We start from the raw sequence: 1,126 nt of genomic DNA, 5'->3' as shown, positions 1-1,126 counted from the left end.
ACAACTCCAACTTATAAAAAGGAAGTTACAGAAAAAATAAAAATTCAAGGAAGTCATTCTAGAAGAGGTAACTGTTACGATAATGCTTGTATCGAAAGCTTCTTTTCTCATTTAAAAACGGAAAAGTTGTATTTGGTGAACCCAAAAGACAAGGCGGAAGCAGCAAAGGCAATTCATGAATATATTCATTTTTATAACAATGATCGTTTCCAGGAAAAATTTAACGACCTTTCCCCGATAGAATATCGTGAAAAGGCCGCAGCTTAATATACTCTTTTTTTCATTGTCTACTTGACAGGGCTATGTGCAGGATACAACATTTTTTTTTCTTTTTAAAGATGGCTCTATAAATATATGGATGAGATCAAGATGGTGATGGCTTAGTATGTGAATAAAGGGATTTATACAGAGATTCAACGAAGGTTTTAGTTGTGAATTGTCACTAGATGAAGAATCAAATGATTGGACTATTTATTGTTATGTGAAAATGTTATTAAAGTATGAATAAATTATTGAACTTCAACGACAACTTAATAAGATAAGTCAACCACTCGGAGGTTATTCAGATGGTTGGGGTGTCATGGTGAATTAATAATCAATTTACAAGAATAATAAATCGACACAAGAATTATTTAAATAATTCTTGTGTCGATTCATAGATCATAAAACTATATTGTTTATGAAAGATTTACTTAATATTTTTCAACTGAATTCGTTATTTTTATGAGAATAGTGCTTTTTATTTATAAAATAAACATATTCTAATCCAAAACATGGTGAGATATCTCCATCTAAAACAATTGATTCAGGAAAAATAAACTTTTTTAATTTATTCATGTTTTTAATAAATTTTATAGAAGGTATATTACCACAGTTAATTAATGCAAGTTCATTTAAATTTGTTAAACATGCTAAATCATCATTTATTAAAACCTTTTTACAATTCTCCATTCTTAGTGTCTTTAATTTAGTTAAAGAACATATATTATTAATTTCTTCTAGCTTATTTAAATAATGTAATTCAACATTTTGAAGATTTTCGAATTTATTTATCCCATTTAATGATGTTACATTACTATTACTTAATTCAAATGTGATTAATTTATTAAAAGTAGGTAATTCATCG

At 26.9% G+C, this 1,126-nt stretch carries 1 protein-coding gene and 1 pseudogene; one reads left to right on the top strand and one right to left on the bottom strand.

All coding sequences use genetic code 11. The annotated features are described in order from the left end of the window. On the top strand, positions 1 to 267 hold a 267-nt coding region (locus ACFCYN_RS25505), incomplete at its 5' end, for an IS3 family transposase (protein ID WP_375952992.1). 435 nt (positions 268 to 702) lie between these two features. Here ACFCYN_RS25505 and ACFCYN_RS25500 read toward each other — a convergent pair. Next, positions 703 to 1,126, bottom strand: a pseudogene (locus ACFCYN_RS25500) (leucine-rich repeat domain-containing protein); the annotation flags it as partial.

Source organism: Gottfriedia sp. NPDC056225 (assembly GCF_042267765.1).
In the GTDB taxonomy this organism is placed as follows: Bacteria; Bacillota; Bacilli; order Bacillales; family Bacillaceae_G; genus Gottfriedia.
This window is presented reverse-complemented; position numbering and strand designations above follow the sequence as displayed.